Below are 26,057 nucleotides of genomic sequence, written 5' to 3'. Positions count from 1 at the left end.
AACATCCTAATCCGACCCAATTCATTCTTCCTCTATAATGCAATGGAGATGCCGCTTCGCGTTAAATATATTTTTTTAATAATGTTGTTGTAAACTAATTTGGCTTGATGTTAAATAATAAAAGAAAGCGCAATCATTTGAAAATCATTTTTCCATCATGCGAAGGGGGAAGAATATGCTGCTGCGAAGAAAAGGCATGGCGTTGATGCTCATGGCGGTGGTTTTGATGACAGGACTGCTGCAAGGCTGTTCTTTCAAGGCCGACGAAAAGGATGGGCCAGGAACAGAACTGGTATTGTGGACGTTTAATGAACTGCATGAGAAGTTTTTTCTGCAAATGGCTGACCAATGGAACCAACTGCACCCTGATGAACAAATTATTTTGAAAGCAAATACATTCCCTTATGACAACCACCACAGCAAGCTTGCGATTGCCTTGCAATCAGGGGTGGGGGCGCCGGATATCGCGGATATCGAGGTAAACAAGATCGGTAATTTCCTCAAAGGGATACCGCAGCTTATTCCGCTCAATCCGGTGATTGATCCGGAGATAAAGAACATTGTGCCCTCTAGAGTACAGATTTACGGCAAAGACGGCAAATATTACGGCATTGATTTTCATGTCGGGGCCGAAGTGATGTATTACAATAAGGAAATTTTGGATCAGGCGGGAGTGGACCCGGATTCCATCGTCACGTGGGCAGATTATGCTGCAGCAGGCAAGCAAGTGCTAGCGAAGACAGGCAAGCCGATGGCGACTGTGGAGACGAATGACCTGTGGAACTACTGGCCGATGATTTCCCAGCAGAACTCGGATTTTTTGGATGACAAGGGCGAGCTGACGCTGGATAACGAAACGAATATCAAAACGCTTGAGTTTCTTCAGCAGATGGTCAAAGACAAAATTGCTATTCCCGCACCGGGCGGCGGACATCATATGGAGGAATACTACGGGTTTATGAACAAAGGTGGTGCCGCTTCAGTGTGGATGCCGATGTGGTATATGGGACGTTTTACGGATTATATGCCTGACCTGAAAGGGAAAATCATCATCAGACCGTTGCCGGCCTGGGAAAAAGGCGGATTTCGCTCAGCGGGTATGGGCGGAACCGGTACGGTGGTCACGAACCAATCAAAGCACCCGGATTTGGCTATGCGCTTTCTGTCCTTTGCCAAGCTGTCCAAGCAAGGGAATGTGGAGATATGGAAGCAGCTTGGTTTTGATCCCATCCGCAGTGAGGTATGGACGATGCCCGAAGTCAAAGCCAAGAACAAATTTACGGATTACTTCGGGCCGAATATTTTTGATACGCTCATCGAAGTAAAAGATGAAATCAATGTGGTGCATATCGGACCGAAAACACCTGATATCGCCAGTGCGGTCCGCAATAAAATACTTTATCGGACACTGCTTAATGGCGAAGACCCAGCTACAGTGCTGCATGAGCTGGCAGATGAACTGAGATAGACCCAACAGGAAAGGGAGTGAGATCTATGGCAACGCCCGTTCATACGAACGCAAATGTACCGACAGGTCAGCCGCCACAAATTCAGCGTCCGACCAGAAGTCAATGGAGCCGCTTTATTCATTCCAGCCGTACGGCACCGTATGTGTTTGTCCTTCCATTTTTATTGTCCTTTGCGCTATTTTTTGCGTATCCGGTAATCTCGACGGTCATTATGAGCTTTCAGGAAGTGCTGCCGGGGATCACAACGTATGTTGGACTGGAAAATTACAAGGACTTAGTGAATCCTGCGTTTGGAAAAGCGATATTGAACAGTGTCCTGTACACCGTGCTTACGCTGGTGGTGCTGATTCCTCTGCCGCTGGTACTGGCGGTACTGCTGAATTCGCCCAAGATGCCGGGCAGAGGGCTGTTCCGCTCTGTTATGTTCATACCTGCACTGACCTCGGTGGTGGTGGCAGGCACCATTTTTCGGCTCATGTTCGGGGAGCTGGATGGTTCCTTGATGAATTCCCTATTAAGCGTATTCGGCTTGGAACCGTATAAATGGCTGATGAATGCCAACACCGGTTTCCTAGCGCTGATTGTGCTGGCTCTGTGGAGATGGCTTGGTGTAAACATGCTGTATTACATGTCGGGTCTGCAAAATATTCCCCCCGAGCTGTATGAAGCAGCACAGATAGACGGAGCCAGTCGTTTCGATTCTTTTTGGCGGATTACAATTCCCATGCTGAAGCCAGTGACGATCTACGTATTTACAATTAGTATTTACGCGGGTTTATCGATGTTCACAGAGAGCTATATGCTGTGGAACGGAAATAACTCCCCGAATGATATCGGTTTGACGATGGTTGGTTATCTCTATCGACAAGGTCTGGAGCAGAACAGCATGGGCTTTGGAGCTGCGGTGGGTATTGTCTTGCTCGTATTTACATTGGTGCTGAACCTGATTCAACTCAAATTTTTTGGCATGTTTCGGAAGGAGGATTAAGCGATGGCGCAGAAGCAAAAAGACCCGTTATCTGTCTTGCTCGTTATCCTGTTCATTCTGTTTGCCGGGTTTGCCCTGTTTCCGCTATTTGCCGTGACGCTTGCCTCGTTCAAGCCATCAACGGAGCTGCTGCGGTACGGCTTGAATCTCAAGCTGGAGTGGAGCATCATGTCCCTGAAAAACTATGCCTTCATTTTTCAGAGGACGACGGACTATTTTCAATGGTACTGGAACAGCATGGTCATTACTGCCTTGTTTACGGTGCTGTGTTTGATATTATCCGCGATGGTGGGCTACGGTCTGGAGATGTACCGTTTCAGATTTAAAAATATAATTTTTACGCTGGTGCTGGTCGTGATGATGATTCCGGTCGAAATTATTATGCTGCCTCTCTACAAGCTGATGATCGGCATGAAGCTGATCAATACGATATGGGGGGTCATACTGCCGTTCGTTGTTGCGCCAATTCCCATCTTCTTCTTCCGTCAATATTTGAGCGGAGTACCCAAGGACTTTATGGATGCTGCACGGGTTGACGGCTGCTCGGAATACGGTATTTTTGTGCGGATTATGATGCCTCTGATGGCGCCGGCATTTGCGGCGATGGCTATTTTACAGGCAATGAACAGCTGGAACAACTTCCTGTGGCCGATGATCGTATTGCGTACCAACGACATGCTGACATTGCCGATTGGCCTGTCCAGCCTGCTGACGCCATATGGCAACAATTATGATGTGCTGATTGCCGGCTCGGTGCTGGCCATTTTGCCAATTCTGGTCGTATTCCTGTTCTTCCAGCGTTATTTTATTGAAGGTATGACGGCAGGCGGGGTTAAGGGATAACCTGACCACTCAATAACCAAAAATATGCAGCATTGAACAAAGAGACAGAAGCAGGCCGGGCGCCGCCCGGTCTGTTTTTTTGTTTTAATTGATTTTCATTCTCGTTTTCATTTCTAGTCTGCACAAGCCCTAGGTAAACGTGGTATGATATTTGAAAGATTTCAAATACAGAAATATTCAGGCGGAGGTGGAGAACCTATGGAACCAACAGAAACCCAGAAAATTGGCACGGCCACGGCGTCGACCGTTGCTATGGAGGATATTGTACGGGCGCATCATATGCTGCGCGAGGTGATTGTACGTACACCTTTACAGAGGGATGCCGTCCTGTCGGTCAAATATAACTGTAATGTATATCTGAAAAGAGAGGATCTCCAGGTCGTGCGGTCCTTTAAAATTCGCGGCGCCTACAACATGATTCGCAGTCTGACTCCCGAGCAAATGGAAAAGGGCATTGTGTGCGCGAGTGCGGGCAATCATGCACAAGGCGTGGCCTTTTCATGTAATGCGCTGGGGATTCGCGGGAAAATATTCATGCCGAGCACAACGCCGAATCAGAAGGTCAAGCAGGTTCGCCGTTTTGGCGGTAGCAGTGTAGAGGTCATATTGACCGGTGATACATTTGACGACGCCTATGATGAAGCCATGAAGGTGTGCAGGGAGCAGGAGATGACTTTTATCCATCCGTTTGACCAGCCGAAAATTATTGCAGGCAATGGTACGATTGCGATGGAAGTGATGGAGAGTCTGGATACACCTGCGGACTATGTGTTTGTCACCATTGGCGGCGGCGGTTTGGCGGCAGGTATAGGTACGTATGTGAAAACAGTGAGCCCGTCCACCAAGGTGATCGGTGTGGAACCGCTTGGGGCCGCCTCAATGACGGAAGCGATGCAACTGAACAAGGTCGTTACCCTGGAGCAAATAGATAAGTTTGTTGACGGAGCAGCGGTGAAGCGTGTCGGTCAGTTGACTTATGACATTTGCAAAAATACGTTGGACGACATTGTGAAGGTACCGGAAGGCAAGGCATGCACCGCCATTCTTGAGCTATATAATGAAAATGCGATTGTAGTGGAGCCTGCGGGCTCGCTGCCTGTAGCAGCACTTGATCTGTATCGTGAGCAGATTCAGGGCAAAACGGTTGTCTGCATCATTAGCGGCGGCAACAACGATATAGACCGGATGCAGGAGATTAAGGAACGGTCTCTGATATACGAAGGATTAAAGCATTATTTTATGGTAAATTTCCCGCAAAGAGCGGGGGCGCTGCGTGAGTTCCTTCAAGAGGTGCTAGGACCGAACGACGACATCACCAGATTTGAGTATACCAAAAAGAACGATAAGGAAAACGGCCCGGCGCTGGTCGGCATTGAGCTGTTTCACAAGGAAGACTATCTTCCTTTGATTGAACGAATGAACCGCAAGGGAATTCAATATACGGAACTGAACAAAAATGAGAATCTATTTAATATGCTGATTTAACAAGGATGATCTAAAAAGGAGCCTGCGGGCTCCTTTTTGTATACCAACGTTATGCGTAGGATATGAATTTCTTTTTATTTGGAATAAAGCGTTTACAAAGCTGAGAGCGATAGGTTAATATATGTGTAACTTTATAAGTATAAACAATAACTAATGCTGTGTTACACCTGATTCTTATTATAGTAAAACGAATTGGAGGTGCGTAGATGTGTTGGAAAATTGGAAAGAATCGGTGCAGGGCAAATGGGCCCGAATGGCGTTCGCTGCCGTAATCTCGGCTGCATTATTGCTGTCCGAGATACCGTCCGCGTCAGCGGAGCATTGGCCGTTAACTGGAGATGTGGCGGTGCATGATCCATCTATCACAAAGGAAGGCAATGCATGGTATATTTTCTCCACAGGGCAAGGGATACAGGTTCAGAGGTCGGATGATGGACGCAATTTTTACAGGCTGCCGCAAATATTCCTCTCTCCACTGCCATGGTGGAAAACGTATGTGCCAAAACAAACCCCGAATGATGTCTGGGCACCGGATGCCCAAGAGTATAACGGACGAGTATGGGTGTACTACTCCATTTCTACCTTCGGGTCACGCACTTCGGCCATTGGATTGACTTCTGCAACGAGCATAGGAGCAGGGAAATGGAGAGATGATGGTCTGGTGCTGCGTACGACGCAATCCGATGATTATAATGCCATTGACCCGAATCTGCTCATCGATTCCTCTGGCAATCCATGGCTTTCCTTCGGCTCCTGGAATTCAGGCTTGAAGATTACTCGTCTGGGCAAAAATACCATGAAACCTACGGGCCAGATTTATTCGATCGCCAAGCGGACGGCCGGTGGCTTGGAAGCGCCGCATGTCACATACCGCAACGGCTATTATTACCTGTTTGCTTCTATAGATAACTGCTGCAAAGGTGTAGACAGTAATTATAAAATCATGTACGGCCGCTCCAAGAGTATCACTGGACCGTATGTAGACAAGAATGGTAGAAATCTGATGGATGGCGGCGGAACCGTGCTGGATGCGGGAAATGACCGCTGGAAGGGACCAGGCGGCCAATCCATCTATAATAATAGTGTCATAGCGCGTCATGCTTATGATGCCACCGACAACGGAAAGCCAAAACTTCTCATCAGTGATTTGAAATGGGATTCGGCAGGCTGGCCTACGTACTAAAAAGCAGGCAGCTTGAAGCCATCCACACAGCCAGCTCTTATAGATGTATGCCAAAAACTGCTCCTTCTGATAAGGAGCAGTTTTTGGCTTGCAAAGTCCAAAAAACATGTTATTATGTATCAAGCTGATAATAATTATCATTATCGAATTGGAATGCATGGTGATTTTCAGGTATGGAGGGAGTGACCTCACAAATGCGGTTAAAAGCTAGAGCAGTCGACCATGAAGATTCAACAGAGAGCTCGGCTTCTGACGCCGCCTCTGTAGCCCGACCGGTGCTTCGCGCAGGTAGGATTCGGCAGGTGCTGCTGTTCACAGCTTCGGCTGTATTGCTCGTCTTGTCCATGTTTGCCGCTATTTCTATTGGAGCCAAGGACTTGACTCTAAGCACGGTATGGGCGGCAGTCTTCCACTATAACCGCTCACTGATAACACATCAGATCATTCATGAGCTGAGATTGCCGCGTGTGCTCGGTGCAGCCGTCATTGGGGCAGCACTCGCCGTGGCCGGCTCTTTGATTCAGGGTATCACACGCAACCCGCTGGGAGATACAGGTGTGCTAGGCATTAACGCAGGAGCGATGTTTGTAGTCGCTGTGAGTTTTGCCTTTTTTCCCAATCTGCCTTACGGCATGTTAATCCTATTGTCGTTCCTCGGTGCACTGATGAGCACCCTGCTGGTATTCGGCCTTGGGTCCTCCGCGCCGGGGGGATTGACGCCAATGAGGCTCACGGTCTCCGGAGCGGTGACGGCTGCCCTGCTCGGCTCCATGACTTCGGGGATTGCGATTTATTTTGATCTCAGTCAGGATTTGGCCTTTTGGTATGCGGGCGGTGTTGCCGGAATCAAATGGTCGCAGCTTGAGATCCTGGCGCCGATCCTGCTGATTGTGATGGCTTGGTCGATGGGACTGGCGCGCTCCATTTCGCTGATTGCTATGGGGGATGAGGTGGCGCTGAACCTGGGTCTAAATCTCAAGCGCATCCGATTGCTTGGCCTGCTGACCGTGGTGGTACTGGCAGGACTGTCCGTGTCGGCGGCAGGGGCCATCAGCTTCGTAGGACTGGTCATTCCGCATATTGCCCGCAAGCTGATCGGTGTGGATTATCGTCAGATTGTTCCGCTGTCTGCGCTACTGGGGGCAGTGCTGCTGGTGCTGGCCGATTTGGGGGCGAGAATGGCCAATCCGCCGGAGGAGCTGGCCATTGGAATTATGGTTTCTTTTATCGGAGTACCCTTTTTTCTCTTTCTCGCTCGTAAGGAAAGGAGGGATTTGTAGTGAGCCGCTCTATAGGAACGGGAGATGTAAGAAAGACCAGGGCATGGCTCGTCTGTTTGGTATTGGCGGGGATCAGCTTTATCGTCATTGTTTTGGGGCTGAGTACCGGGACGATTCGCATTCCTCCGCTGCGTGTGCTGGATACGCTGTTTGGTGGTGGCAGCGGACGTGACCATATGGTCCTCTTCGAATACCGTCTGCCGCGTATCGTCGTAACCGTGCTGGCTGGAGCGGGATTGGGCGCAGCCGGCGCTGTCATGCAAGGCTTGTCACGGAATGCGCTCGCTGATCCCGGGGTGCTGGGGCTTCACGCTGGGGCTGCGCTCGGGCTGGTGATGTTCGTCAGCTTTTTTCGCGATCTGGAGGGCTCGGCAGCCGTGCTTATCCCCTTGTGTACCTTTGCAGGAGGTGTCGTCGCGGCGGTGCTGATTGTGCTGCTGTCCTATAACCGCAGCAGGGGGCTCGTACCCGTGCGTCTGATTCTGTCCGGCATCGGTGTAGCCTCAGGGCTTAGCGCAATAACGCTGTATTGGTCGCTGCGGCTGGATGAGGACACGTACGCCTTCACTGCGCGCTGGCTGGCTGGCAGCGTATGGGGCCGGGACTGGATCCATGCGGTGGCTTTGCTGCCGTGGATCGCCATTGTATTGCCCTACGTCCTGTCACGGACGCGCACCCTGAATAACCTGTCGCTGGGCGACGAGACAGCAGCCGGAATCGGCACGAATGTGAAGCGTCAACGCCTAATGCTGCTGGGCGCAGCCGTAGCATTATCCAGTGCCAGCGTATCGATGGCCGGAGGCATCGGCTTTATCGGGCTGATCGCACCGCATCTGGCACGCCGTCTGGTTGGGCCGATGTATCAGCATTTGCTGCCTGTGGCCTGTTTTGTCGGGATCGTCATTTTGGTCATATCCGATACGATTGGACGTTCGGTATTTCAGCCCAACGCGATTCCCGCAGGGGTGGTAGTTGCGGTGGTAGGAGCTCCGTATTTTTTGTTCCTGCTGTCCCGTACCAAATGACTGAAGAATCACATATGGAATTGAATATTGCAAATTGCTGAAGTAACAACAAGCAGGAACTTTGTATATGATTCATATATGGGTTCTAAGGTATAGGAGAGAAGAAACATGAGAAAATATGAGTTTAAAGTTTTGAATTTTAAGCGTTCATGGGCAGCAATGCTGCTTGTTTTATGTATGATTATGTTGTCCGCTTGTGGACAGGCTGCAGACAACAAAGCAGCAGATCCTAAAGCAACTGGCAGCGGCCAGACAACAATTGGCGCCGATTCGCGGATTGCTTCGATGTCAATTCATTTGACGAACAACCTGCTGGCCCTGGGCATTACGCCAGCCGGTTCGGTCATTGGCGGAGATGTAAAGGATTTTCTGCCTCATGTAAAAGATCGTCTCCAAAATACCCGCAAGCTGGGTGTTGTCACAGACCCGGATATGGAAGCGGTCCTGGAGCTTCAGCCTGATCATATTTTCCTCGACAAAAAATATTCAGGAACAGATGTAGCCAAGTTTGAAAAAATCGCCCCGACCGAGGTTTTTGATCTGGATGAAGGCACGTGGAGGGACCAACTGAAAAAAATCGCCGCCATGGTCAATCGTCAGGCACAGGCCGATACGTTTTTGAAAGATTATGATGCACAGAAGGAACGGGTGAAAAAACTGATTCACGCCAAAATTGGAGACGGAACGGTTATGGCTGTACGTGTAACGGCGAAGGAAGTTCGGGTCATGGGCATGAAACGCCCGGTAGGACCGCTGTTGTATCAGGACCTGGGCTTAAAGCCAGCCAAGGGTGTAGAAAAAATCAACAAGGCCTATCAGGTCGTGTCCCAAGAGGTTTTGCCTGATTATGATGCCGATGCAATCCTTGTCATGATCAGTAAAGGCGCGGATGCGCAAAAGGTATACAAGCAGTTGGAAGGAAATGCAGTATGGCAAGGACTTAAAGCCGTTAAGCAAGGTCATGTCTACATGCTGGACGGACAGCCTTGGCTGGACTATTCCGCGATGGGGCACAAAATCGCTCTGGATAATGCAGAGCAGCTATTTTCCAAATAAATGTTAAAACATATAAATCCGTATTCTCCATGCATTTTCTTGCAGGCGGGAATACGGATTTTTTTGGTGAGCCTCTGGACTTAAGAACGTTTTTTACGCAGAAAAATCGGTTTGAGCCCGATAAAACCGACAGCAGCGACAATCAGATGTACCCACGGTGAAATCCTGAAGACAGGCAGTATACTGCGCAGTGCCAACCCTGAGACAAGAATCGCGACAACGAGTACAACATAGATCAAGATGGATTTGAAACTCATCTGTGGCTTGGTTGGAACTTGGCCTGGCGACTGTAATTCCTCTTCTTCTCGCGGACGGTCCATAAAATTCATTAGTGCCTCAACCAATAAAATCGCTCCTGCGGCGATGATTATAAGGGTGGACAGGTTCACTTTTTCAAAGGGTGTGATATCTCCGCCTGTAAAGGAGACAAACCCTCCGATCATCGCCTGTGTCAAAAAAAACATGGACAAGGCAATCCATGCAATAAAAGTATAATATTTTACTTTATTCATTTCTTCCTCCTGCTCGCAAGCGTAACCCGGCAGATAAGCCGGCTTTTGAACCAAAAACAGTATACGTGAGAAAGCGGCGGATAGCAAAAGGCTTTATTTCTTGGAATGTATATTAGCGCTGCATTCTCCTCAAACTGGATGTAGGGTGAGCATATAGAGCAACCTGAATATTAACGTTGGGAGGATGTAGCATCATGAAACTGGAGAACCATGCAGATTACTCAGTCCAAAAACGACTGGCAGGCGCTCCGAACGGGAACAGCGGGGCGGCCTCCTCTGTAAATGTGAGCCGCCGGGGCGTTCAAGGGTCATCCCCAACGTATCGTATACTGGAGGATGCTGAAGTAGCCCAGGATACGGAGTTTGCGGGAGAACTGGGGGAAGAGGGCTATCGCAGCTTATGGCATGAGGATCAAGACAGCGGCGCCTCTTGCAAGCTGGAGTGGGAAGGACGAATCGAAACCCACCAGATGTTTAGACATAGCTACGAGTAGCAAATCTTTTACGCTACTGTGGAGGATTCACCCCAGCCTTAGTAACTATGTAATATGGCGTTCTCCGGTATCTTGGCGGGGAACGCCATTGTTTACTTCATGATCGATATGGATGACAGGTTGACAAGGAAGCGGGGCGATGATAGACTGATTTTACTATAAAACTCATTAAATTTATCGGAATTAAGTGAAATGATAATTTTGGGATTCAAGCATCCATTATTAATCAAATGAAGCTTTGCAGGGTAGGGAAGCCAATGTAGTATAGCAGACTGGTGAAGTGAAGCTCGAAACAGGAGGGCAATCATGATGGAACGGCAAATTGGAATTCGTTTTGAAGATGAAGAGCTGTCCGCAACGATCCATTATCCGGGCAATCCGGGTGAAGAAGGCCGTCAGAGACGAGTACCGCTCGTCGTGATATGCCACGGGTTTGTAGGCAATCGTATCGGGGTAGACCGGTTATTTGTTAAGACTGCGCGTGAGCTTGCGGCAGGGGGATATTTTGTCCTGCGCTTTGATTTTGCCGGTTGCGGGGAAAGTACGGGCGATTATGGCAAGCAAGGGCTGGAATCGATGATTAATCAGACACGTACCGTGCTGGATTACGCTTTGAATTGCGCGGACATCGACCCGACCAAGGTGACGCTGATCGGTCACAGCTTGGGAGGTGCGGTTGCCATTCTTACAGCTGTGCGGGACAAGAGAGTGCAGAATCTGGTCCTCTGGTCAGCGGTCGGCTACCCGTTTAACGATATCGTCAAAATTACGGAGCGAAGCGTATACGATGAGTCTGTTAAGCATGGTCAGGCTGACTATTTGGGCTACAAGTTCACACCTGCTTATTTTGAGTCGTTAGCCCAGTTTCAGCCGTTCCAGGAGGCCGTCAAATTTCACGGGGATGTGCTCGTGATTCACGGAACCTCGGATGATATCATTCCTGTGGATTATGCCTTTTTATTTCAAAAGGTATTCTGGATGCGTCCGGAAGGGCGCTGCGATAAAGAGATTATTTTCCAAGGGGACCACACCTTCTCTTCAGGCAAGGAGCGGCAACAGCTGGTTGATCGGACGCTGGAATGGCTGGGTGAGCAGGAAAATATTCATCGGGATTGGCAGCATTGGATGATCTGATTTGAGGTTGTAGGGATTGTATTGGAAATTGCGCCTCCGCCGGAGTAAAATGGAAGAGTAACACTATACTGGCGTGTGGAGGTTGGCAGCAATGACATTACCCTCAATTTTTGTTGCGCACGGTTCACCGACACTGGCTGTAGAAAATAACGCATACACCGGCTTTCTTGCAGAGCTGGGCGCGAGCCTGCCCCGACCCAAAGGAATAGTCATTTTTTCCGCACATTGGGATAGTCCCGATCAATGTATCGGTGCGGATGATCAGCATGCCGCGTTGCACGATTTCTATGGCTTCCCTGAGCAAATGTACACCCTTGATTACCCTGCACCAGGCGATCCTAAGCTGTGTGAGGAGATAAAGTATCTGTTCAGTCAGCATAACCTGTTTCATCAGCCGGTTCGAAACCGGGGACTGGATCATGGAGCATGGGTGGTTTTGCGACATATATATCCTGATGCAGACATACCTGTCGTTCCACTCTCCATTGATTCCCGGCGCGCTCCGCAGGAGCAGTATGAGATTGGGCGGATGCTGGCACCGTTGCGGAAACAAGGCATTTTGATTCTCGGCAGCGGTGGATTGGTGCATAATTTACGCACACTCAAGGAAACGAATGAGCCGGCCGAGTGGGCGGTTCAATATGATGACTGGATTGGACAACAGCTTCAAGACTGGAATTTACGCAATCTGTTTCAATATGACAAGAAGGCACCTTATGTCAAGCAGGCGGTTCCTTCTTACGGAGTTGAGCATTTTTCGCCCTTGTTTTATGTGATGGGGGCTGCGGACGATCAGCGCTCGGCGCGCAAGCTTTTTCAGACTTATGTGCTTGGCTCGCTTAGCCTGAATTGTTGGGCTTTTGGTCAAGAAAATGATTTGTAATATGAAAAAGAACTTCCAAAGCTACGCGGTGTGTGGGAATGGAAGTTCTTTTGTGTCTTCTGCTTCCTCGATAACCGCGTTGATCCAGCAGGGTCATAAAGGTCTTCAGCTTCTGGATGTAGGTACTCTTGGAATGCGGATATTGACTTAAAAATGTTCCCTGTGCTGAATGCTATGTATTTTTCCATAGTTTATAACCGGATAGTACATCCCTTCTGCAGTTTCAAGTCTGTATCCGGCATCTCTGGTTTGAATTAGTAATTTTTTCAGGCCCGCATCCTTCGTACGACTAATTAGACTGTTGAACGTATCGCCAGGCTTGTAGATGCGACTAAGCTTATTTTGAACCGAAATTGGATATAACGCTGTTTCCAACTTGTAAATATGGGCAGAAATCATGAACCGGCCAAAAGAACCCTGTAAAACAACAACCATTTAGAATGAGAAGCAGTCATAGCGGTGCAAAAAATAACCATTAGAGTGAGAAGCGGTCATAGCCGCGCAAAAAATAACCGTTACCCGAAGGGTAACGGTTATTTTTTGAATAAGTTAAGCTGTTTCTCGAGCGGGGTCCGCTGGAAAGGTATTTTTATTTTTGCGGAACAGTCCACGCAGGAAAGGCAGTACCCAACGATCCAAGCCAACCCGTCCGGTATTTGTACCAGCAACTACAAGGAAGATTTCACACAGCAGGTAGATTGCATTGATGCTTACTGTACCCGAGAACAGGAACGAGAAGTTCATCACCATTGCCATCAAAGCAGCCAGTGTAGTCAACGTACCGAGAAGCAGGCCAACCCCGACCAAGAACTCACCCAGTGGAATCAGGACGTTGAACAAACCGACATTCGGCAGGGCAAAGGCTTCAAGGAACGATCCCCACCATCCTTGTACATCGGGATGTTCGCCACCTGTTTTGGCAATGGCCCCCGAGATGAATCCAGCAGCATCAAATCCGCCAGTCAGCTTTTTAAGTCCATGGCTCATCCATTCATATCCGAGATAAACCCGGACTACTGTCAGAAGCCACATTGCTACTTTGTTTTCACGCAACCAGTTGTTAAACATTTAAACCACTCCTCTTTCTTATCTCAATATGCTGGATCTATTTCATCGGGTTTGGGATGATCAGCTCTGTTATACCTTTATTGTATTAGGTTCAGTTACACTTATTTGTGATAAAAATCACAAGGTTGACATATTTTCTTAAATTTTAATGTCTTCAGATAAGCATTCTATGGGAAGGCAGGACCTACTCAAGACAAATACAGGAAATAAAGCTTATAATGAGAAAAAATATCTAAGTGGAGGGATGAATTTGTCCAGGCTCATTTCCCAACGAGGCCCATGGTTGCGTATGCTGGTTTCAACTCTGTTATGCATGACGCTGGTATCTTGTTCTGCTTTGTCCCAAACGGGTGAATCTGAATCCGCACCCCAACCTAACAAGCCAAAAACAGAACTGGAGTCGCTTAATCCGCCCAAGGAGCCGTCCATTCCGGCATTTACAGCTCCTCTAACCGGTCTTCCGGCAGATCACGCTGTTGTGGAGCGACCGCTCGCGATTATGATCAACAATGCTCCGGCTGCACGTCCACAGGCAGGGCTAAGTCAGGCAGATATGGTCTATGAGGTGCTTGCCGAAGGGGGAATTACCCGTTTGATCGCTTTTTTCCAAAGTTATGGCGGGAAAGTGAAGATCGGTCCGGTTCGCAGCATCCGGCCTTATTTGATTGAGCTTGGCGAAACTTATGGTGCGTTGCCGGTACATGCTGGGGGAAGCACGGATGCCTATGCGATTTTACAGCAGCAGCACAAGGAGCATCTGGATGAAATTTCAAATGCAGGGGCTTATTTTTGGCGAAGCAAGGATCGCCGTCCTCCCCATAATCTGTATACGGATGTAAGCAGACTGCGCGAAGGAATCGATCGTAAAGGATATATCATGCAGACGGAGGTTCCGGTATATCGTTACCTTAAATCTGGAGAAACTCCAGTCATGGCCGATGAGAGTGCAGCATCTTTGCAAATCCGCTTTTTGCTCAAAAACTATCGCGTTTCATACACCTACGATCCGGCGAATAAGCAATATAAACGTTTTGTAAACGGAAAGCCACATCTGGATCAAAATAATAACCAGCAGCTATCTGCGGCTAATGTTATTGTAATGAGCGCCACACACCGAACATTGGATGATGCAGGCAGGTTGAGTGTTGAACTGAACGGCAGTGGAGAGGCTATGGTGTTTCAGCAAGGACAGCTCATACATGCAGGGTGGCAGCATACGTCTGGTGATGTGGTTCGTTTTATGAAAAATGGGGTTGAAATTTCGTTAACTCCAGGTACATCCTATATTCATGTGGTACCGGCAGATACCCCACTACAAGAGCACGTGACTACATAAGCCAAATGACAAGTGTCGGATAATGGACTTTTTTGTCGGGTACTGTATACGTATTCCTGAAATTTGCTTTTGTAAACATTACAAAAACATTGATGAGTGTGATAAGATAGCAAAGGTTGTCTATTGCAGTCGAAACAGGTTGCGGATATTTTCGTAAAGGGGTAATCGCTATGAGATTGAAGAAAAAGGATATATTCTTCGAGACGTTGGAAAATATGGCAGATACGATCGTGCAAGCAGCGGATTATTTTGCCCAACATACTTCAAACCTTCAAGATGTAACTTTGTTTACCAATGAGATGAAGAAGTATGAAAATAAGTGTGATGATTACACACACACGATTATTACAGAGCTGAACAAGACTTTCATCACGCCGCTGGAACGCGACGATATCATGGAACTGACAACAACCATGGATGATGTGCTGGACGGTCTGGAAGCAACTGCCTCACGTTTTTATATGTACAACATTACGGAGCTGGATGAGTATATTGTGCAGTTCGCTGATATTTTGCGCCAATCAGCTTACGAAATTCAAAAAGCTGTACATCTGCTTTCGCAAAAGAAATTGCTGGCTGTTCGTGAGTACACCATTCGCCTGAATGATTTGGAAAATCAGGGGGATGAATTGCTGCGTATTTGCATCAAAAACCTGTTTGCAACTGTAACGGATCCAATTGAACTGATCAAACGTAAAGAAATATACGAACGCCTTGAAACGACAACGGATTCATGCGAGGATGTTGCTAATGTGCTGGAATCCATTATTATGCGTAACTCGTAAGGGAGTCCTTTATAAATGGATACAAGTTTATTAGTACTGGGTATAGTTATTTTTCTTGCTCTGGCTTTTGATTTTATTAACGGATTCCATGATACGGCCAACGCGATTGCAACTTCAGTGTCGACTCGTGCCTTGACGCCTCGGCGTGCCATTATTATGGCTGCGATCATGAACTTTCTCGGGGCCATCATGTTCACGGGGGTTGCCAAGACGATTGGCGGGAGCGTTGCTAATCCTGCCAAGCTTACGAACGGGATTGATATCGTCATTGCAACACTGATTGCAGCGATTATCTGGAATCTTCTAACCTGGTGGTTCGGTATTCCTTCATCCTCTTCCCATGCGCTTATTGGTGCGCTGGCCGGAGCGGTGTATGTAGGGGCGGGAGCGGATAAGTTAAATTGGAGCGGTTTTATCGAAATTGTGGAGGGGCTTGTTTTCTCTCCGCTGATTGCTTTTGTTGTCGGTTACATCGTGATGATGATTTTGAAATACATCTTTGCTTATCGAAGTCCGCATACGGTGAACAAAGGGTTTCGAACGATGCAGGTCATTACGGCGGCGCTTCAATCGTTCACGCATGGTACGAATGATGCTCAGAAAGCGATGGGAATTATCACATTTGCACTCGTCTCGGCAGGCTATCAGGATCATTTGGAAGTACCGATGTGGGTAAAAATTTCAGCCGCTACAGCCATGGCGCTGGGCACGTCCATCGGGGGCTGGAAAATCATCAAGACGATGGGAACCAAGATCTTTAAAATTGATCCGATTAATGGTTTCGCAGCGGATCTGTCGGGAGCGTCAGTTATCTTTACAGCCACAATGCTCCATTTGCCAGTAAGTACCACTCATGCCATTACTTCGGCTATTTTGGGGGTTGGTTCTGCAAAACGATTCAGTGCTGTACGCTGGTCATTAGCTGGTCGTATTGTGATAACCTGGGTAATAACGATCCCTATTTCGGCACTGCTGTCCGGATTGATTTTTAAAATTCTTTTCTAATTTTCTATATTTTTTATAAAAAAAACATACACTATAGCATACACAATAAGCTTCCGTCCGTTTTTGCGGCAGGGGCTTATTGGCATTATGGTGCCATATTTTCACCTTCAAAGTTTACAGCCCAGATAGTTCCATGAAATATTTTTTTTTAAATAGCTGACATCAAAGTAGTCAATTTTTAATAACTCCTGTAAAATAAACAGAAAACTTTGTTCCGTTTCAACTGACTGGAGGAAATCATGCAAAAATCTAGAAAACTAACAGCTCTCATGATTTGTTTGTTTTTTGTAGTTGCCCTGGCCGGTAATTTCGGTGCAGTGGCCCATGCAGAAAACAAAACAAAATATGATATCGGCACGGATACGACGTTCGCGCCCTTTGAGTTCGAAGATGTAGATGGCAAGTTTGTCGGAATTGACATGGATCTGCTGGCGGCTATTGCCAAGGACCAGAATTTTGAATATACCATTAAACCTCTTGGCTTTAACGCAGCAGTACAAGCCCTTGAAACCAATCAAGTGGATGGCGTCATTGCCGGCATGAGCATCACCGATGAGCGCAAGCAAAGTTTCGATTTTTCCGAGCCTTATTTTGATTCAGGGGTCGTTATGGCGGTCCGTAAGGATAATGACACGATTAAACGCTATGAGGATTTGAAGGGCCAGCGTGTAGCTGTAAAAACAGGAACGGAAGGCTACACCTTTGCAGAATCCATTAAGGACAAATACGGCTTTACATTGGTACCATTCGATGATTCTTCCCAAATGTATGATGAAGTCAAAACGGGGAATTCAGTTGCCTGCTTTGATGATTTTCCGGTATTGGCATACGGGGTGACGCAAAATAATGGCCTCAAGCTGGTGACGGATAAGGAAAAAGGCGGTTCTTACGGTTTTGCTGTCAACAAAGGCAATAATCGGGAACTGCTGGAGAAATTCAATGCCGGGCTTGTTAACCTTCGCAACAACGGAGAATATGACAAAATCATGTCCAAGTACCTGGGCGAATCCGGCAAAGGCGTGGCGCCTGTCGAGCGCGGACGCTGGGAGCTGATTTCCGCTTCGCTGCCTGCATTGATCAAAGGGATGGGGAATACACTCCTGTATACCCTGGTATCGCTTCTCATAGCCTTCTTGCTCGGGCTGGTGTTTGGCTTTATGAAGGTGAGCCATAACAAGGCGCTCCGTGGTATTGCGACCGTGTTCGTTGATGTATTCCGCGGTATTCCACTGATCGTACTTGCATTCTTTATTTACTTTGGTATTCCACAGGCACTGGATTTCAAAATGCCGCTTTTTGTCGCAGCTGTATTGACGCTGTCCCTAAATGCGGGCGCTTATGTGACGGAAATTATCCGCGGGGGTATCCAGTCGATTGATCCGGGACAAATGGAAGCGGCTCGCTCGCTTGGTTTGCCATACCGGACGGCTATGCTCAAAATCATTTTGCCGCAGGCTGTAAAAGTGATGATCCCGTCGTTTATCAATCAGTTGGTTATCACATTGAAGGATACGTCCATTTTGTCTGTTATCGGTCTGGTCGAGTTGACCCAATCGGGTAAGATTATTATTGCGCGGACGTTCCAATCCTTTGATATTTGGCTGGTCGTTGCGATAATGTATCTTATCGTCATTACAGTCCTGACCAAAATTTCCAACCGTCTTGAAGGGAGAACTCGCCGTGGGTAAAATTATCGTCAAGGATTTGAAAAAAAGCTATGGCAGCAACCAAGTGCTGAGAGGCATTGACATGCAAGTGCGCGAAGGCGAGGTTGTATGCGTCATCGGCCCTTCGGGTTCGGGGAAAAGCACGTTTTTGCGTTGTATGAATATGCTTGAGGAAATTACCGCTGGTGAGGTCATCGTCGACGACTACAACTTGAGCGACAAAAACGTGGACATTAACAAGGTCCGTGAAAATATAGGGATGGTGTTTCAGCATTTCAATCTGTTCCCGCATATGACGGTGCTTAAGAACATTATGTTCGCCCCGACAGAACTGGGCAAGCAGACGAAGGCAGAGGCCCGGGAAACGGCTATGAAGCTGCTGGAGCGTGTAGGTTTGGCTGATAAGGCAGATGCACTGCCAGGCCAGCTTTCCGGCGGTCAGAAGCAGCGTGTAGCGATTGCGCGCGCACTGGCGATGAACCCGGACATCATGCTGTTCGACGAGCCTACCTCGGCGCTTGACCCGGAAATGGTCGGCGAAGTGCTGGGTGTAATGAAGGATTTGGCGCGTGAAGGCATGACGATGATGATCGTCACGCATGAGATGGGTTTTGCACGTGAAGTCAGCGACCGGGTCGTGTTTATGGACGGTGGCTACATTGTGGAAGAAGGAACGCCACAAGAGGTATTTGGTAATCCGAAAAATGAACGGACGATCAGTTTTTTGGAAAAAGTATTGTAGTTGAGGCAGGCAAAATGGATGAGGTCGGCAACGTGCTCGTGTGAACGCCCCGCGGTCCATTTGATCTTACGATCGCTGTTGCCCTTGAATTTCCATGGATTATATAAGACATGAAAAGGTTGAAATTCAAGGTAAAAGGTGAGCGCTTCGCTCCTCCAGATTCAAATGTACCGCTGCGCTACTACTCGCTGACCCCTCCTTTCTTCACAAAGCCTGCCCCATTCATTTGGGGGTGGAGCAGAAAGAGGATTGGCGCAGCGCTTTGCTTGCTGCGCCGGGGGAAATAGCGAGGTAAGCATCATTCGATTTGAATGACTGGAATTCGGGTATGCCACATTTGTAGAAGAAATGAAAAAAGATTTAAGTGATAACGAATTTATCATCTTATAAGGATATCTTGGAGAGGCAGGTTAGCCCGGAGATATCCTTTTCTTATTTCAGCGTGTGGAATATAGAGCTTGAAATTTGTATAATCCGAAATGGCTTATATACAATATAAAAAACATTACATACAGCAGTGTAGACGAGGGGGACATTCGGTGATACGTACAATGGCTATAGGTCGCGATCATCAAGTGAAGGTAGGACAGTCACTGGAGCAAATAGACATGGAAAATTACATATGGACATGGGTGGATTTTAGCGAGCCTACAGATCATGAATCGGAACTGCTGACGAGTTATTTCCACTTCCACCCATTAGCTGTGGAGGATTGTATGCATGTCCTGCAACGTCCTAAACTGGATTATTACGAGGATGTACAGTTCCTGGTAGTGCACGCGCTTGATGCAGATACATTGGATGCGGAAGAAGTGGATTTGTTCATTAGCAACCGTTTTTTGGTGACCTATCACAATCGTGAACTGGAGGAGATCAATCAGGCCTGGGAACGGATTGCTCAGCATGCGAATGAACGCAAAATATGGTCGCGCGGACCGCTGGCTGCGGCCTACACTGTGATGGATAAACTGGTGGATAACTATTTTCCAAGTTTGTTCATGATTGAGGATGAATTGGCCGAACTGGAGGGCCTGGGCCGGCACGAATCGGTAGAGGAATTGATGAAGCAGGTATTTGCCCTGCGAGCTAGACTGCTTAAGCTGCGGCGTACAATTGTGCCGATGCGTGATCTGATGTACCGGGTCCTGAATTCGCAGCATGTGCAGGGCAAAGGGGAGCATACCGCCTATTTTACGGATATTTATGACCACCTGTTAAAGCTGACGGACATGCTGGAGGCCGACCGCGAAATGACAGCCGACCTGAGAGACAGTTATATTTCGCTCAATTCCAACCGCATGAATTCGATCATGAAGACATTGACCGTCATTACGACGATTTTTATGCCCTTGACGCTCATTGTCGGTATTTATGGCATGAATTTTTCGTATATGCCCGAGTTAAGCTGGAAATACGGCTATTTTGGCGTACTCTTGCTCATGCTTTTGCTGAGTGTCGCGATGGTGGTCTGGTTTATGCGTCGAGGCTGGTTCAAATAACATGGACTAACGGCGTTTGCGCTTAAGCGAACGTTTACGTGTTGTACTGGTATTTTTGCGTTGCTTTTTTTTCCGGCGGGGGCGTGAAGGTGGTGTGTATTCATCCAATTCCTCGGATGCGGAAGAAGACTTTTTGCTACCCGATTTGCCAAATACGGGGAGCGCACCCATAATGAGCTTTGCCATTGGAGCAAATTGCTGTACACTGCTCATGACTTTTTGTACCTTGCCGAGGGTAGCCACAATTCCGTCAATACCACCCATGCGGTCAATAAAACCTTTAATCTCGTTGAGATTATTGAGATTGCCGAGGTTGCCGAGGTTGCCGAGCAGTCCGCCTTTCGCTGGAGCGGGATCCGGTGTAACGACAGCGGCATCCGTAATAGTCGATGGTGCTTCATAAGGCACGACCGCGGAGGCATCCGCTTGTGGAACCTCGTTGTATGGAGCGATTCCGGGATAAGGGGTTGAACTATACGGATCGGAAAGGGAACGCTGTAGCGGCCTCCGATGATAGTAGTGTCCAGACATGAGATCACATTCCTTTGCAGGTTGATACTCTACTGTATGTTACAAACGCACAGTGGGTTTAGGCACGTGTCCCGAAATCAGGTATAATAGCGGATTTGGGCGTTCGTACAGTAATGCCATGTCATGTAATGTTATTCTGTAATGCGTGAAATCGTTAATGCTTGAAATACTAACTATTTCTCAGGTACAATGAGGAGAGATTGTAACTTGGGAGATGATATCCATGCAGCTCAAAAAGCTTAATGATAAAAGTATTGATCAATTGTTTGAAGCGGTCTTAACTCTTAAAAATTTGGAAGAATGCTATGTATTTTTCGATGATCTGTGTACGATAAATGAAATTCAATCCCTCTCCCAACGTCTGGAGGTTGCCCGTATGCTGGGCAAAGGCAGCACATATAATCAGATTGAAGCGGAGACCGGCGCAAGTACAGCGACGATTTCACGCGTTAAACGTTGTCTGAACTATGGCAATGACGGGTACAAAATGACTTTGGAACGTCTGGGACGCTAATGCGGAGCCCTGGTATACTGGTCATCAGCCATGGCTCTAGGGAGCCGTATTGGGTGGAACAGGTGGATCAGGCAGTCGCAAAGCTTCATTTGCCGAAGGATATACCGGTAGTGGTTTCATTTCTGGAAACGGTTAAAGGAAGATTGATTCAGGATGGTATTGACCATCTCGAAGCTTTGGATGTAACGGATTTACTGGTGATCCCTATGTTTATGTCATCAGGCAGTACACATGTAGATGAGATTAGCTATGCGCTTGGAGTCAAGGATGCACCGGGCAAAGAAACGGATTTGAAGCCCTTTCGGAGGAAGGCGCGAGTGCATTTTGGCAGCCCGCTGGATGATGGAGAAGATGTTGCACGCATGGTATGGGACAAGGTTCGCCCATTGTCACTCGATCCTGCGAAAGAAGTCATTTTACTCGTTGGACACGGCAGCGTACATAACAGCTTTCTTCAGCGGTGGGAGCAGGGAATTTCTTCGTTGGCCCGTACGGTGCAAAGCGTGAGCGGTATACGAACAGACTATGCTTTGCTAAATCCCGAAAGTGTACATGACAAGGCAGCGTACTGGAATCAGGAGCGGAATCATGATGTACTGGTGGCGCCGCTTTTTTTGAGTTCCGGTTATTTTACAAGCCGCGTTATTCCCAAGCGCCTGGAGGGGCTTGAGTACCGTTATTCAGGGGCTCCTTTGCTGCCGCATCCTTTGCTCACCACCTGGATGGACAGTCAAATTTGCGAGCTGCTGCAAGGTATGCAGAAGGAGCAGGGGCAAACCGTAGATCGCAGCTCAACTCGTATGAGTTAACTATAGCACGATGGTAATCCTTAATTTACCATATTTAGTTTGGCGTTGGCTTCTTTTATTGTAAAAGAGGCCTTATTCCAGTATGATGATATTTTGTACAGACGAAATGTATGAACTGGAATGTGAATAAAATATCATTATATATACGGGTGGCGTAACGGGATGAAAAGAGCTAGATTAATTTATAATCCGACCTCCGGACGTGAGGAAATGAGACGTCGGCTTGCGGATGTTTTACAGCGTCTGGATGAAGGCGGCATTGAAGCCTCTTGCCATGCAACGACGGGGGAAGGGGATGCGACGCGTGCTGCAACGGAGGCTGTTGAGCGTGGGTATGATATGATTATCGCTGCTGGCGGTGACGGTACCTTGAATGAGGTCATTAACGGGATGGCTGAAAGGGAAAACCGCCCGCCCTTGGGTGTGTTCCCTGTAGGAACGACGAACGATTTTGCCAGAGCATTGGGAATTCCCAGGCAATGGGGGGATTACTGTGATCTGGTTATTCGCCAAAACCCAAAGCCGCTCGATATCGGAAAAGCCAATGACCGCTACTTTATCAACATTGCGGGTGGAGGGACTTTAACCGAGCTTACGTATGAAGTTCCCAGCAAGCTAAAAACGATGATCGGCCAGTTGGCCTATTATTTTAAAGGCATGGAGAAAATGGTCAGCCTTGCTCCGCAAGAGCTGGTCATTAAAGCATCGGGGCTGGAAGTGATCCATGATGAGTTCATGCTCTTCCTGATTACGAATACGAATTCGGTGGGTGGGTTTGAAAAGCTCGCTCCTGGGGCGACAATAGATGATGGGCTGCTCGACGTCATTGCTGTCCGTAAATGTAACCTGGCCGAAATGATCCGGTTGGTGACCCTTGCCCTGCGTGGCGAGCATTTGCAGGACAAGAAAATCATCCATTTCAAAACAGATTACATGGAGGTCACCTCACCCGGCTATGTTCAGCTTAACCTGGATGGCGAACTGGGGGGGACTTTGCCTGCAACCTTCCGGAATTTACCGCATCACTTGAATGTATTTCGGTGAGGATTTTGCGAAAATTTAGAAAGCGGCTTGTTATCAGCAAATAGATAGAATGAAATGATTTTATTCGTCCATATATTGTACCGTGGAGCGACTAGAATCTAATTTTTCAGAATCTACGGTGAGATATCATGTGGAAAGGCTTTTATTTCCGAATAGTAATGTTTTCGTTGGAGCAAATATTAATTTCGGAAAAGGTTGACGTTTCTAATGGTAATAAGAAAAGCATAGAGATTTGAGGTATAAATTACGTCGTTTCGCCCCTATTAGTTATTGGTCCTTGCCGTTCTCCGTGGGGAGTAACGGCATTTTCGGGTTTGACATTTATATTGATTGCAGGCCGTTTGGATGGCTTGTATGGAATGAAAAGCTGGATATAAAAAGATGATCAGAAAGAAGTGACATGAATCATGACGAATAACCGCAGCGGACGTGGAAAAAGCCGGCGGGATGCAGTTGCTCCTGTTCAAGGAAAACCGCAGAAAAAGAACATGCAGCCGAAAAGGGAAAAAGAACAAGCAGAGTTCCGAGGTGGGACCGCAAAGGAATCACTGCGAATTGGACATGGAAATTTGGACGGAAATATGAGAGGTGTGAATCGGAAAAGAATCGATAATGAGCGAGAAGTTCACCATTCTTCCGGTGATAGACAGGGCCGTCATGCTTCCAATCGTAACCGCTCCCGTACAGATCGTAGCGATTTGCCTGTGCAAAAAAACGATGAAGTCATAATAGACATTATCGGCATGAACCATGATGGCGAGGGTGTAGGACGTGCTGAGGGTTTTACACTGTTTGTTCCAGGCGCGCTGCCGGGGGAAAAGGTACGAGTCAAGGTGCTGAAAACGAAAAAGCAGTATGGCTATGCCAAGCTGCTGGAGATCGTGCAGGCCAGCCGTGACCGGATTGCGGCCCCTTGCGCCATTTACGACCAGTGCGGCGGCTGCCAGCTTCAGCATATGAGCTACGAAGCGCAGCTAGGCTGGAAGCGCCAGCATGTCGTGGATGTGCTGGAGCGTATCGGCAAGCTGAGCGTGGCTGGAAGCGCCAGTGCCGAAAAGGATTCGGGAGCGAATGCAAACGCGACTACCGAATCCGGTAACCAGGCAGCACAGGTATTGGCTGCCCTTGCGAATACGAGTGTAAAGGCCGACACCACTGTGGCCTTCCCCTCGGCGACAAGTGCGGACCCGAATGCCGACAGCATGTCCGTAAATTTGGCGCGTGAGCAAGGCGTAGTGGTGCATCCTACGCTCGGAATGAGCGAGCCTTGGCGGTACCGCAACAAAGCCCAGGTGCCGATTGGTGTCACCGAGGGCGGGCTTGTCGGCGGCTTCTATGCACGTGGCAGCCATCGGATCGTGGATATGAACACTTGCCTTATACAGGACGAGCGTAACGACGAGGTTGTCGCGCGTGTCAAAGAGATCGGCCGGATGCTGGGCATCAGTGCATATAATGAGGAAACTGGACGCGGGCTGCTGCGCCATGTCGTCGTGAAGACCGCTTTTCGCACAGGTGAAATGATGCTGGTCCTCGTCACCAATGGACGAGATATCCCGCATGCCGATGCCTGGATCGGCAGCATCCGTGAGCATATCCCCCACGTGGCAAGCATTTGCCAGAACGTGAATACCAAGCGAACGAACGTTATCTTTGGCGATGAAACTCGTGTGCTGTGGGGCCGTGACGTGATCTATGACTATATAGGAAACGTCCAGTTCGCGATTTCCGCGAGATCCTTTTATCAGGTGAACCCTGTTCAAACGGAGGTACTGTATAACAAAACCGTCGAATATGCCGGACTGACAGGCAAAGAAACGGTGATCGACGCGTACTGTGGCATCGGCACCATCTCTTTGTTTCTTGCTCAGCATGCGGATCAGGTGTATGGGGTGGAGATCGTCAAAGAAGCCATTGAGGATGCGCGGAGCAATGCGTTGCTGAACAACATGCGTAATGTGAAATTTGAGGTAGGCGCGTCCGAGGACGTCATTCCTGCCTGGAAACAGCAGGGCATCACCGCCGACGTCATCGTCGTCGATCCGCCCCGTAAAGGCTGCGATCCCCGCCTGCTCGACACCATTCTGGAGATGCAGCCAGAGCGCGTGGTGTACGTATCTTGCAATCCAAGCACCCTGGCGCGGGATTTAAGGATTTTGGAGGATGGCGGGTACAGAACGGTGGAAGTGCAACCCGTGGATATGTTTCCGCATACGGTGCATGTGGAGTGCGTGGCGTTGATGAAATTAAGGTGTAGCCAAGCAATAAACTTTTGACATTCAAAATAAACATCTGACACTGACAGGGTAAATGATTGAGGAAAACGGGAAAACCAACAACCTCAAGTTTTCCCCTGTTTTTATTCCAATTCTTTATTCTCAAAATAATAATGTTTTGGTTGAGGAAAATTGGTATGAAGAGTACGGCTTTAGCACTAAAGAAGAGAATACGAAAAGTTCATTATGGAAAGTTGTTTAGACTTGAAAACGATGAAAATTGAGCGAAAAAGAATGGATGAAAATGAAGGATACGCTAGTTCTGTATATTTTAACCTTAGCTTATAGGCTGGAATGTGATGCTGGTCACTAAACAGAGGTTGAAAATGGAAAAACATCTGCTAATCCTGTATTGTTGTAATTGCCACTTCCTTGTTGTCAATAATACGTAATCCATACATGTAAGTCGGTTGCTTTGCTGAAACGAGT

General features: G+C 48.0%; 25 protein-coding genes. 22 read left to right on the top strand and 3 right to left on the bottom strand.

Annotated features, from left to right (window positions below):
• Positions 1–175: 175 nt before the first annotated feature.
• From JO375_RS24130 to JO375_RS24095, 8 genes are all read left to right on the top strand, one after another.
• A complete protein-coding gene (locus JO375_RS24130) occupies positions 176–1,468 on the top strand; it encodes an ABC transporter substrate-binding protein (protein ID WP_229526838.1) in 1,293 nt (430 codons plus the stop codon).
• 26 nt (positions 1,469–1,494) lie between these two features.
• Complete coding sequence (locus JO375_RS24125) at positions 1,495–2,457, top strand: carbohydrate ABC transporter permease (RefSeq protein WP_229526837.1); 963 nt, start codon at positions 1,495–1,497, stop codon at positions 2,455–2,457.
• Between the two features lie 3 nt (positions 2,458–2,460).
• Complete coding sequence (locus JO375_RS24120; protein WP_229526836.1) at positions 2,461–3,300, top strand: carbohydrate ABC transporter permease; 840 nt, start codon at positions 2,461–2,463, stop codon at positions 3,298–3,300.
• 198 nt (positions 3,301–3,498) lie between these two features.
• The gene (gene ilvA, locus JO375_RS24115; protein ID WP_229526835.1) at positions 3,499–4,785 is read left to right on the top strand and encodes a threonine ammonia-lyase IlvA; all 1,287 of its coding nucleotides are present in this window, start codon (positions 3,499–3,501) and stop codon (positions 4,783–4,785) included.
• Between the two features lie 253 nt (positions 4,786–5,038).
• Positions 5,039–5,968, top strand: a complete 930-nt coding sequence (locus JO375_RS24110; protein WP_377531965.1) for a glycoside hydrolase family 43 protein — start codon at positions 5,039–5,041, stop codon at positions 5,966–5,968.
• 194 nt (positions 5,969–6,162) lie between these two features.
• On the top strand, positions 6,163–7,248 hold the full coding sequence (locus tag JO375_RS24105) for a FecCD family ABC transporter permease (RefSeq protein ID WP_229526833.1): 1,086 nt from the start codon (positions 6,163–6,165) through the stop codon (positions 7,246–7,248).
• The gene (locus tag JO375_RS24100; protein WP_377570901.1) at positions 7,248–8,273 is read left to right on the top strand and encodes a FecCD family ABC transporter permease; all 1,026 of its coding nucleotides are present in this window, start codon (positions 7,248–7,250) and stop codon (positions 8,271–8,273) included. The genes JO375_RS24105 and JO375_RS24100 overlap by 1 nt, the downstream gene beginning before the upstream one ends.
• A gap of 108 nt (positions 8,274–8,381) precedes the next feature.
• A complete protein-coding gene (locus JO375_RS24095; RefSeq protein ID WP_229526832.1) occupies positions 8,382–9,329 on the top strand; it encodes an ABC transporter substrate-binding protein in 948 nt (315 codons plus the stop codon).
• Positions 9,330–9,409: 80 nt separating this feature from the next.
• Here the strand turns inward: JO375_RS24095 and JO375_RS24090 are convergent, their stop codons facing one another.
• A complete protein-coding gene (locus tag JO375_RS24090) occupies positions 9,410–9,841 on the bottom strand; it encodes a hypothetical protein (protein WP_229526831.1) in 432 nt (143 codons plus the stop codon).
• A gap of 194 nt (positions 9,842–10,035) precedes the next feature.
• Here JO375_RS24090 and JO375_RS24085 point away from each other — a divergent pair, with 194 nt between their 5' ends.
• The 3 genes from JO375_RS24085 (at position 10,036) to JO375_RS24075 (ending at position 12,352) form a co-directional block, all read left to right on the top strand.
• A complete protein-coding gene (locus JO375_RS24085) occupies positions 10,036–10,335 on the top strand; it encodes a hypothetical protein (protein WP_229526830.1) in 300 nt (99 codons plus the stop codon).
• A 309-nt stretch (positions 10,336–10,644) separates the two neighbouring features.
• A complete protein-coding gene (locus JO375_RS24080) occupies positions 10,645–11,469 on the top strand; it encodes an alpha/beta hydrolase (RefSeq protein ID WP_229526922.1) in 825 nt (274 codons plus the stop codon).
• Positions 11,470–11,560: 91 nt separating this feature from the next.
• Positions 11,561–12,352, top strand: coding sequence for a dioxygenase family protein (locus tag JO375_RS24075; protein ID WP_229526829.1), 792 nt, complete (start codon positions 11,561–11,563; stop codon positions 12,350–12,352).
• 549 nt (positions 12,353–12,901) lie between these two features.
• Here the strand turns inward: JO375_RS24075 and JO375_RS24070 are convergent.
• Positions 12,902–13,420, bottom strand: a complete 519-nt coding sequence (locus JO375_RS24070) for a DoxX family membrane protein (protein ID WP_229526828.1) — start codon at positions 13,418–13,420, stop codon at positions 12,902–12,904.
• A gap of 250 nt (positions 13,421–13,670) precedes the next feature.
• Between JO375_RS24070 and JO375_RS24065 the strand changes: the two genes are divergently transcribed.
• The 6 genes from JO375_RS24065 to corA all read left to right on the top strand — a co-directional run bounded on the left by JO375_RS24065 (position 13,671) and on the right by corA (position 20,454).
• Positions 13,671–14,756: a DUF3048 domain-containing protein gene (locus JO375_RS24065; protein WP_229526827.1), complete on the top strand. Its 1,086-nt coding sequence runs from the start codon at positions 13,671–13,673 to the stop codon at positions 14,754–14,756.
• A gap of 170 nt (positions 14,757–14,926) precedes the next feature.
• Complete coding sequence (locus JO375_RS24060; RefSeq protein WP_229526826.1) at positions 14,927–15,541, top strand: DUF47 domain-containing protein; 615 nt, start codon at positions 14,927–14,929, stop codon at positions 15,539–15,541.
• 15 nt (positions 15,542–15,556) lie between these two features.
• Positions 15,557–16,546: an inorganic phosphate transporter gene (locus tag JO375_RS24055; protein ID WP_229526825.1), complete on the top strand. Its 990-nt coding sequence runs from the start codon at positions 15,557–15,559 to the stop codon at positions 16,544–16,546.
• Positions 16,547–16,785: 239 nt separating this feature from the next.
• The gene (locus tag JO375_RS24050; RefSeq protein WP_229526824.1) at positions 16,786–18,234 is read left to right on the top strand and encodes an amino acid ABC transporter substrate-binding protein/permease; all 1,449 of its coding nucleotides are present in this window, start codon (positions 16,786–16,788) and stop codon (positions 18,232–18,234) included.
• Positions 18,227–18,955 (top strand): amino acid ABC transporter ATP-binding protein, encoded by a 729-nt coding sequence (locus JO375_RS24045; protein ID WP_229526823.1) that lies wholly within the window; start codon positions 18,227–18,229, stop codon positions 18,953–18,955. The genes JO375_RS24050 and JO375_RS24045 overlap by 8 nt, the downstream gene beginning before the upstream one ends.
• A 539-nt stretch (positions 18,956–19,494) precedes the next feature.
• Entirely contained in the window at positions 19,495–20,454 is a 960-nt protein-coding gene (gene corA, locus JO375_RS24040) for a magnesium/cobalt transporter CorA (RefSeq protein WP_229526822.1), read from the top strand.
• Between the two features lie 6 nt (positions 20,455–20,460).
• Here corA and JO375_RS24035 read toward each other — a convergent pair whose 3' ends face one another.
• Complete coding sequence (locus tag JO375_RS24035; protein WP_229526821.1) at positions 20,461–20,985, bottom strand: tyrosine protein kinase; 525 nt, start codon at positions 20,983–20,985, stop codon at positions 20,461–20,463.
• A gap of 223 nt (positions 20,986–21,208) precedes the next feature.
• Between JO375_RS24035 and JO375_RS24030 the strand changes: the two genes are divergently transcribed.
• The 5 genes from JO375_RS24030 (at position 21,209) to JO375_RS24010 (ending at position 25,830) form a co-directional block, all read left to right on the top strand.
• Positions 21,209–21,499 (top strand): YerC/YecD family TrpR-related protein, encoded by a 291-nt coding sequence (locus tag JO375_RS24030; protein ID WP_229526820.1) that lies wholly within the window; start codon positions 21,209–21,211, stop codon positions 21,497–21,499.
• Positions 21,499–22,308 (top strand): sirohydrochlorin chelatase, encoded by an 810-nt coding sequence (locus tag JO375_RS24025; protein ID WP_229526819.1) that lies wholly within the window; start codon positions 21,499–21,501, stop codon positions 22,306–22,308. The genes JO375_RS24030 and JO375_RS24025 overlap by 1 nt, the downstream gene beginning before the upstream one ends.
• A gap of 162 nt (positions 22,309–22,470) precedes the next feature.
• Positions 22,471–23,352 (top strand): diacylglycerol kinase, encoded by an 882-nt coding sequence (locus JO375_RS24020; RefSeq protein WP_229526818.1) that lies wholly within the window; start codon positions 22,471–22,473, stop codon positions 23,350–23,352.
• 407 nt (positions 23,353–23,759) lie between these two features.
• Complete coding sequence (rlmD, locus tag JO375_RS24015) at positions 23,760–25,628, top strand: 23S rRNA (uracil(1939)-C(5))-methyltransferase RlmD (protein ID WP_229526817.1); 1,869 nt, start codon at positions 23,760–23,762, stop codon at positions 25,626–25,628.
• Between the two features lie 34 nt (positions 25,629–25,662).
• The gene (locus JO375_RS24010; RefSeq protein WP_229526816.1) at positions 25,663–25,830 is read left to right on the top strand and encodes a hypothetical protein; all 168 of its coding nucleotides are present in this window, start codon (positions 25,663–25,665) and stop codon (positions 25,828–25,830) included.
• Positions 25,831–26,057: the final 227 nt, after the last annotated feature.

Source organism: Paenibacillus farraposensis (assembly GCF_020736845.1).
Classification (GTDB): domain Bacteria; phylum Bacillota; class Bacilli; order Paenibacillales; family Paenibacillaceae; genus Paenibacillus; species Paenibacillus farraposensis.
Note: the sequence above shows the minus strand (reverse complement) of the source record. Positions and strands in the feature narration are given on the sequence as shown.

What these genes read in the sequence shown, in the direction of transcription:
- JO375_RS24050 (WP_229526824.1), top strand. Translation starts at nt 16,786, where the DNA reads ATGCAAAAATCTAGAAAACTAACAGCTCTCATGATTTGTTTGTTTTTT.
- JO375_RS24090 (WP_229526831.1), bottom strand. Translation starts at nt 9,841, where the DNA reads ATGAATAAAGTAAAATATTATACTTTTATTGCATGGATTGCCTTGTCC.
- JO375_RS24085 (WP_229526830.1), top strand. Translation starts at nt 10,036, where the DNA reads ATGAAACTGGAGAACCATGCAGATTACTCAGTCCAAAAACGACTGGCA.
- JO375_RS24010 (WP_229526816.1), top strand. Translation starts at nt 25,663, where the DNA reads ATGATTGAGGAAAACGGGAAAACCAACAACCTCAAGTTTTCCCCTGTT.
- JO375_RS24075 (WP_229526829.1), top strand. Translation starts at nt 11,561, where the DNA reads ATGACATTACCCTCAATTTTTGTTGCGCACGGTTCACCGACACTGGCT.
- JO375_RS24070 (WP_229526828.1), bottom strand. Translation starts at nt 13,420, where the DNA reads ATGTTTAACAACTGGTTGCGTGAAAACAAAGTAGCAATGTGGCTTCTG.
- rlmD (WP_229526817.1), top strand. Translation starts at nt 23,760, where the DNA reads ATGACGAATAACCGCAGCGGACGTGGAAAAAGCCGGCGGGATGCAGTT.
- JO375_RS24060 (WP_229526826.1), top strand. Translation starts at nt 14,927, where the DNA reads ATGAGATTGAAGAAAAAGGATATATTCTTCGAGACGTTGGAAAATATG.
- JO375_RS24125 (WP_229526837.1), top strand. Translation starts at nt 1,495, where the DNA reads ATGGCAACGCCCGTTCATACGAACGCAAATGTACCGACAGGTCAGCCG.
- JO375_RS24025 (WP_229526819.1), top strand. Translation starts at nt 21,499, where the DNA reads ATGCGGAGCCCTGGTATACTGGTCATCAGCCATGGCTCTAGGGAGCCG.
- JO375_RS24055 (WP_229526825.1), top strand. Translation starts at nt 15,557, where the DNA reads ATGGATACAAGTTTATTAGTACTGGGTATAGTTATTTTTCTTGCTCTG.
- JO375_RS24130 (WP_229526838.1), top strand. Translation starts at nt 176, where the DNA reads ATGCTGCTGCGAAGAAAAGGCATGGCGTTGATGCTCATGGCGGTGGTT.
- JO375_RS24020 (WP_229526818.1), top strand. Translation starts at nt 22,471, where the DNA reads ATGAAAAGAGCTAGATTAATTTATAATCCGACCTCCGGACGTGAGGAA.
- JO375_RS24030 (WP_229526820.1), top strand. Translation starts at nt 21,209, where the DNA reads ATGCAGCTCAAAAAGCTTAATGATAAAAGTATTGATCAATTGTTTGAA.
- ilvA (WP_229526835.1), top strand. Translation starts at nt 3,499, where the DNA reads ATGGAACCAACAGAAACCCAGAAAATTGGCACGGCCACGGCGTCGACC.
- JO375_RS24080 (WP_229526922.1), top strand. Translation starts at nt 10,645, where the DNA reads ATGGAACGGCAAATTGGAATTCGTTTTGAAGATGAAGAGCTGTCCGCA.
- JO375_RS24110 (WP_377531965.1), top strand. Translation starts at nt 5,039, where the DNA reads ATGGCGTTCGCTGCCGTAATCTCGGCTGCATTATTGCTGTCCGAGATA.
- JO375_RS24105 (WP_229526833.1), top strand. Translation starts at nt 6,163, where the DNA reads ATGCGGTTAAAAGCTAGAGCAGTCGACCATGAAGATTCAACAGAGAGC.
- JO375_RS24095 (WP_229526832.1), top strand. Translation starts at nt 8,382, where the DNA reads ATGAGAAAATATGAGTTTAAAGTTTTGAATTTTAAGCGTTCATGGGCA.
- JO375_RS24035 (WP_229526821.1), bottom strand. Translation starts at nt 20,985, where the DNA reads ATGTCTGGACACTACTATCATCGGAGGCCGCTACAGCGTTCCCTTTCC.
- JO375_RS24120 (WP_229526836.1), top strand. Translation starts at nt 2,461, where the DNA reads ATGGCGCAGAAGCAAAAAGACCCGTTATCTGTCTTGCTCGTTATCCTG.